The 6,373-nt window shown below is 61.1% G+C and carries 6 protein-coding genes and 1 pseudogene; all 7 read left to right on the top strand.

Annotated elements, in window-relative coordinates; genetic code table 11:
• Positions 1 to 280 precede the first annotated feature (280 nt).
• On the top strand, positions 281 to 619 hold the full coding sequence (locus tag MF410_RS23340) for a hypothetical protein (protein ID WP_097629293.1): 339 nt from the start codon (positions 281 to 283) through the stop codon (positions 617 to 619).
• A gap of 142 nt (positions 620 to 761) precedes the next feature.
• Positions 762 to 968, top strand: coding sequence for a hypothetical protein (locus MF410_RS23335; RefSeq protein ID WP_003590425.1), 207 nt, complete (start codon positions 762 to 764; stop codon positions 966 to 968).
• A 151-nt stretch (positions 969 to 1,119) separates the two neighbouring features.
• Positions 1,120 to 1,926, top strand: a complete 807-nt coding sequence (locus MF410_RS23330; protein WP_097629292.1) for a pseudouridine synthase — start codon at positions 1,120 to 1,122, stop codon at positions 1,924 to 1,926.
• The gene (locus tag MF410_RS23325) at positions 1,923 to 2,624 is read left to right on the top strand and encodes a phosphoribosyltransferase (protein WP_275593020.1); all 702 of its coding nucleotides are present in this window, start codon (positions 1,923 to 1,925) and stop codon (positions 2,622 to 2,624) included. The genes MF410_RS23330 and MF410_RS23325 overlap by 4 nt, the downstream gene beginning before the upstream one ends.
• 102 nt (positions 2,625 to 2,726) lie before the next feature.
• Positions 2,727 to 4,470 (top strand): annotated as a pseudogene (locus tag MF410_RS23320) (SLC13 family permease).
• A 178-nt stretch (positions 4,471 to 4,648) separates the two neighbouring features.
• On the top strand, positions 4,649 to 5,593 hold the full coding sequence (locus tag MF410_RS23315; RefSeq protein WP_097629289.1) for a phosphoribosylaminoimidazolesuccinocarboxamide synthase: 945 nt from the start codon (positions 4,649 to 4,651) through the stop codon (positions 5,591 to 5,593).
• Between the two features lie 104 nt (positions 5,594 to 5,697).
• The gene (locus MF410_RS23310; protein WP_097629288.1) at positions 5,698 to 6,300 is read left to right on the top strand and encodes a TetR family transcriptional regulator; all 603 of its coding nucleotides are present in this window, start codon (positions 5,698 to 5,700) and stop codon (positions 6,298 to 6,300) included.
• Positions 6,301 to 6,373 lie beyond the last annotated feature (73 nt).

The following is a 6,373-nucleotide window of genomic DNA, read 5'->3' as shown; positions in this document are numbered from 1 at the left end:
TTCAGCTGGCGTTTTTGTCGGTCGATATTATCCACAGGGCACCCTTTCGGGACGGATTCCCGAAAATTCCTTTATCAGTTGGTCAAAAATCCCTCGAAAAGGCGCCCCCGGCCACCGAAAGATAACGAGAAAACAGCGGCTTGAGCGGATTTATGGTTAATGGAGGATTAAACTGCTTCCCGCCGCGAGCTTTAAATTTCCGTCACAAATCAACGGCAGACATTTCGGAACCTATCGCCGTCTTAGGTGTTGTCTTTCCCATTGAAGGAAGGAGACCGATATGGCTGCCAACACCGATGATATCAGAGCATCTGTCAGCAAGGACATTACCGCACTCCAGCAGGAAGTCTCGCGCCTGCAGAAGATGATTTCCGCTCAAGGCGCCGAAGCCTATTACGAAGTGCGCGGCCGCGCCGGCAAGGCTTATGACGAGGCCCTGCCCCGCGCTAAGAAAGCCGTCGCCCAGATCAGAGCCGAAGGGTCAGCTGCTGCCGGCGCCGCCCGCGAACACCCGACCGCAGCGACCACTGCGCTGGTGCTTGCAGGCGCTATTGGATTCCTCGCCGGCTATCTGCTGTCCGGCAGTTCGCAGCCGGAGCCTCGCCATTGGTGGCGGTAAGGCTCCGCCGCATCCGCTGAAAAATCATATTTTTACGCACCCGCCGATCCGTTTTTCGGCAGGGTGCGTAAATGCTTATGTCTTAGAAAAACCAATTTTTAATGCGATTGATGGGAACATAAAAAACGACAGGGAGGACAACATGGAAAACAAGAGGGCCAATTGCATCATTGAAGTCAGCGTCGATGGCGTTAACGGCCGTTACGCGGTCGGCATCATGAACATGCGCCAGGCACTCGACCTGCCCGAAATGCCAAGTCTGTCGTATACGCATCCGGACCCGGTCAAGGCCGCCGCGGGTATCGTTGTCAGCCGCAAGGAACTTGCCGGCTTTATGGCCTGCCGCTGAACCAGCGCAAGTCTGCCATGCCGTAACAGCGCTTCCACCAAAGCGCTGGCGTTTTTTAACGCGTCTCTTCTGCCCACTTTTTCTTTGCCTTGCTGGCATCCTTGCGCCGTTCATGCCAAGAGAAGGCATCGAGGCAGTATAAGGACAGCAGATGAGGGAACGGCGCCCATCGCATAAGACGCGTGAGCGGACAAAGCCCGCCGTCGGCGCCGCGGCCAAGCGTGTCACCCTCCCCCGCGCCCTTTCCAAACTTGGTTATTGCTCCCGCACCCAGGCCGAACGGCTGATTGCCGAGAGCCGCGTTGCCGTCGACGGCCGCACCGTCAGCGATATCTCCGCCTGGGTCGACCTTGCTACCGCCAAGATCAGTGTCGACGGCCTCGTCATTGCCGCCGAAGCGAAAATCTATCTGATGCTTAACAAGCCCCGCGGGCTCGTCACCACCCGCGACGATCCCGAAGGCAGGCCGACGGTCTATGATTGCCTGAGGGATTTCGACATCCCGCATCTCTCTCCGGTCGGCCGGCTCGACAAGGCGAGCGAGGGGCTGCTGCTGTTCACCAATGACACGGAATTCGCCCAGATCCTTCTCGATCCGGTCACCCACGTGACGAAGACCTATCATGTCCAGATAGACCGGATCATGGACGATGAGGGCATTGCCGCCATGACATCGGGCATCCGCCACGACGGCGAACTGCTGACGGCAACCGCCGCGCGGCGCCTCCGCCAGGGCGACCGGAATTCATGGATCGAGGTCGAGCTCGACGAGGGCCGCAACCGCCAGATCCGCCGCATGCTGGAGGCGCTCGGGACCGAATGCCTGCGCCTCGTGCGCGTTGCGATCGGCAGGCTCGAGCTCGGCGAACTGCCGAAAGGCGCCGTGCGCGCGCTGACCGAGGCGGAGTTACAGTCGTTGCGCCGGAAAACCGGGATCGAGAAGGCGAGACGCAATTGACTAATCAAAGGGATATGGCGCCGCACGATTTCTGGCAGGAGGTTCATCCGCCCGAGACCTTTGCCGTCGACGGCGAATTCGCCTCCTTCTACGTCGCCGTCCTGGAAGACGGCCGTCAGGTTCGCCTGCCGATCCGCGTGCTGGCGGACGGCGATCACGCTCTCGCCTCGCTGATCATCAACCAGGCGAGCTTCGCCGTGCTCGATGTGCTCACCGAAAGCCTCGCCGAAAAGATCCGGCCCATGCGCATCGACGTCGTCGCCGGCCTGCCAACGCTCGGCCTGACGCTTGCCGCCGCCGTTGCGCAGAAGCTCGGCCACAGCCGTTATGTTCCGCTCGGCACCTCGCGCAAATTCTGGTACCGCGACGAGCTTTCCGTCCCCCTGTCCTCGATCACCACGCCGACACAGCAGAAGCGCCTTTATATCGATCCGCGCATGCTGCCGCTGCTTGCCGGACGGCGCGTCGCTCTGATCGACGACGTCATTTCCAGCGGCGCCTCGATCGTCGCGGCTCTTGATCTGCTCGAGGTCTGCGGCATCGAACCGGTCGTCATCGGCGCGGCCATGCTGCAGTCGCAGCGCTGGCGCGAAAGCCTTGCTGCCGCCGGCCCGCGATGGATCGCACGCACCGTCGGCGTCTTCACAACGCCCATATTGGAGCGGAACGCCGCAGGCCGGTGGCAGACACCCGCCTGAGGCGATACATGAGGATTGGTCAATCTTTGCCCGAGGGCACCTCTGTACAGCGCAGGAGGAACGATTACAGTCTGCCCAATCGATGAAACACCGGATCCACGCATGACGTTCGAGCAAGCATCCCTGCTGATCCTCCTGCTGGCGATGCTCGTTCTCTTCTCTTTCGATCGCATCCGCATCGAGGTGATTTCGATCGCTGGCCTGCTCGCCGGCTATTCGCTCGGACTTTATCCCGCCGACCACATCTTCACCGGCTTTGCCAGTCCCGTTGTCATCACCGTCGTCGAGATCCTGCTGATCGTCCAGGTGCTGGCGCGCGCCGGGCTCTTCGACAATCTCGCCGCCCGTTTCGCCGCCGCCAGGCCTTCGAGCTTCAAGGTCATCGCCGGCGCTTCCTCGCTTGCCGGCTTCATTTCTATCTTCATGAACAATATCGGCGCCTTTGCAATCAGCCTGCCGGTGGCGCTGCGGCTCGGCATGGCGCTGACGATCCCTCGCCGCCAAGCTCGTCATGCCGCTCTCGTTTGCGGCGTTGCTCGGCGGTCTCGTTTCGCTGATCGGCACGCCGGCCAACCTGCTCGTCAGCGACGCGCTCGCCAAGGCGACCGGAGCAGGCTTTCACTTCTTCGATTTCGCCTATGTCGGCCTGCCGGTTGCAATCGCCGGCATTCTGCTTATCGCCTTTCGCATCCAGCGTCTCTTTCCTGAACCTGACGAAACGCCGGCAGCGATCTCCCTAGGCACGCGCCGCATCGTCGTCGAGCGCCGCATTCCCGACATTTCGCCGCTGATCGGCATCCGGCTTTCCGATTGTCCGGCGGGTTTCGGCATTAAACCGCACGCGCTCATCCGCGGCGACAATTTCGTCTTCGGTCCGCTCGATCAGTCAGTCATTTCAGCCGGCGACGTGCTGCTTGCCGAAGGCGCCGATGCGGTTTTTGCCGGGCTAGCCGCCACCCAGGCGCTGATCGCCGATGCCCATCCGCATGGCCTCCAGCCGGATTTTTCCCGTGTCGAAGCCGTCGTCATGCCGGAAAGCACGCTGGTCGGTTCGCGCGTCCGCTCGCTTGAAGTGTTCCAAAGCCGCGGCGTCGCAGTCACCGCTCTTTCCATGCGCGCGCCGCGCATCGAAGGCCGTTTCATCGACCTGCAACTATCGATCGGCGATATATTGACACTGGAAGGGCCGCGAACGGCAATCGCCGAAGCGCTGGAAGAAAGCGAGTGCCTGCCGCTCGCCCCGACAGCCCCGGCCGAACCGGCCGTCCTCTCCTGGCGGCCCTTCGCGCTCTTTGTCTGCGGCGTAGCCGCCTCTGCGGCCGGGTTGCCTCCCGACATCGCCTTTGCCGCTGTCGTGCTCGTGCTCGCCTTGCTCAATCACCTGAACATCCGCCAGGCGATGGCCGATCTCAACTGGCCGATCATCATCATGCTGGCAGCGATGATCCCAATCGGCCAGGCGGTGGCAACGACCGGGGCGGCCGAAACGATCGCCGGCTGGCTGAGTCTCGTCGTGCCGGTCAGCCGGCCGCTCTTCGGCATCGCCCTCATCCTCTTCCTCGCCATGGCGCTGACGCCCTTCGTCAACAACGCGACGGTTGCGATCGTCCTGGCCCCGATCGCACTGGAATTCGCCAAAGCCGGCAGCCATGCGCCGGACGCCTATCTGATTGCCGTCGCCGTCGGCGCCTCACTGGATTTTCTGACACCCTTCGGCCATCACAACAACACACTGGCAATGGGCATCGGCGGCTACCGCTTCAGTGACTTCCTGCGCGCCGGCTGGCCGCTTGCCGTCACAAGCTACGGCCTCGCTTTGTTTCTCCTGGCCCTGTTCTGGCTCTGATGCGATAGTTGGGCCACCTTGACTTCCCGGCAATGACTACAGCGCCGAGTGTCTTTCAGACAAGCAAAGAACGCTGTAGCACTTTGAGTGCTGCATAATTTCTTAAATCGATTCCGATTTGAGGAATTTTGCAGTAGAGCAGGAAGCCTTCCCCCAATCACAAGGACAGTCGAGCGCCGTGCGAATTCTCTCCGAAGCCCATTTCCCGGAACTGCCGAACTACTATCGCGGCAAGGTGCGCGAGAATTACGATCTGCCGGACGGACGCCGCATCATCATCAGCACCGACCGGCTGAGCGCTTTCGACCGCATCCTCACCTGTATTCCTTATAAGGGCCAGGTGCTGACGCAGACGGCACGCTACTGGTTCGAGGCGACGAAGGACATCTGCCCGAACCATGTCCTCGACTATCCCGATGCCAATGTCGTCATCGGCAAGCGGCTAGACATTCTGCCGGTCGAAATTGTCGTGCGCGGTTATCTCGCCGGCACCACCGGCACGTCGATCCTGACGCTCTATAAGAAGGGTGAGCGCGAGATGTACGGCATGCGCCTGCCGGACGGCATGCGCGACAACCAGATCCTGCCCGAACCGGTCATCACCCCGACCAGCAAGGAATTCGACGGCGGCCATGACGAGCCGCTGACGCCTGCCGAAATCGTCAGCCGCGGCCTTCTGACCAAGGAGCAGTGGGAGACACTGTCGCGATACGCGCTCGCGCTCTTCGCCCGCGGCCAGGAGATGGCGGCCAAACGCGGCCTGATCCTCGTCGACACCAAGTATGAATTCGGCACCGACGGCGACGACAACATCATCCTCGCCGACGAGATCCACACGCCTGACAGCAGCCGCTACTGGCTTGCCGAAAGCTATCCGGCCAGTTTTGCCGCCGGAAAACGTCCGGAAAGTTTCGACAAGGATTTCGTCCGCGCCTGGGTGGCGGAGCGCTGCGACCCATATAAGGATGAGATCCCCGAGATTCCCACCGGACTGATCGAACAGACCTCGGCTGTTTATATCAGGGCCTATGAGGCGATCACCGGCGAGCACTTTGTTCCCGACGATAGCGGCGAGACACCGCTTGCCCGCATCCGGCAGAACCTCGCCCCCCACTTCCCCTGAGATGGCAGCGCGCGAAAGCCTCCGGCCGATCATCGGCTTGCGGCATTTCGTGCAATCGCGCTAACATCAGCCAGAAGGATCGGGCCTGGCCCGGCGGGGGACGGATGGCAAGAAGGCCGAGACGCAAGGCCGAGGAAACGCGGGAGGACATTCTCTCGATGGCGGAGATGCTGTTTCGTCAGCGCGGCTATCTCGCGGTGTCGATCGCCGATATCGCCGGCGCGCTGCACATGTCGCCCGCCAATGTCTTCAAGCATTTCCATACCAAAGTCGCCCTGGTCGATGCGATCGCCGGACGCCATCTCGACAATGCTACCGAGCGTTTCGCAGCCTTCGACCAGAACCTGCCCCCGAAGGAGCAATTGCTCCGCTTCGTCCTGCGCCTGCTGGAAGGCCATCTGCAGGACATCCACAAAAATCCCTACATCTTCGAAATGGTGCTTTCGACGATCGAGGCAAAACTCGAGGCCGGCAACCGTTATCGCGCCCGAATCGAGTTGAAGCTGGACGAAATCATCCGAGAGGGTATCGCGGAGGGACGCTATCAGTGCCGCGATCCCGAGCGCGCGGCACGCACGGTCGCAGACCTCCTGGCCTGCGTCCTGCACCCGATCCTGATTGCCCGCGACGACAAGGAAACTCTGGTGCATCGCGCCGAGGACATCGTCGGCTTTGTCGATGCCGCACTGCAAAATAACGCTTGCTAAGTGATGATTGCTGACTTACGTCACTTCGTAAAGCTTTTGTTAAATTCGGATAAAGGCATTTGCAGCCAGATCA

The organism is Rhizobium sp. C104 (assembly GCF_022354505.1).
Taxonomy (GTDB): Bacteria; Pseudomonadota; Alphaproteobacteria; order Rhizobiales; family Rhizobiaceae; genus Rhizobium; species Rhizobium redzepovicii.
Note: the sequence above shows the minus strand (reverse complement) of the source record. Positions and strands in the feature narration are given on the sequence as shown.

Bases quoted from the DNA above. Each gene is read 5' to 3' on its own strand.
- MF410_RS23340 (WP_097629293.1), top strand. From the start codon at position 281: ATGGCTGCCAACACCGATGATATCAGAGCATCTGTCAGCAAGGACATT.
- MF410_RS23335 (WP_003590425.1), top strand. From the start codon at position 762: ATGGAAAACAAGAGGGCCAATTGCATCATTGAAGTCAGCGTCGATGGC.
- MF410_RS23330 (WP_097629292.1), top strand. From the start codon at position 1,120: ATGAGGGAACGGCGCCCATCGCATAAGACGCGTGAGCGGACAAAGCCC.
- MF410_RS23310 (WP_097629288.1), top strand. From the start codon at position 5,698: ATGGCAAGAAGGCCGAGACGCAAGGCCGAGGAAACGCGGGAGGACATT.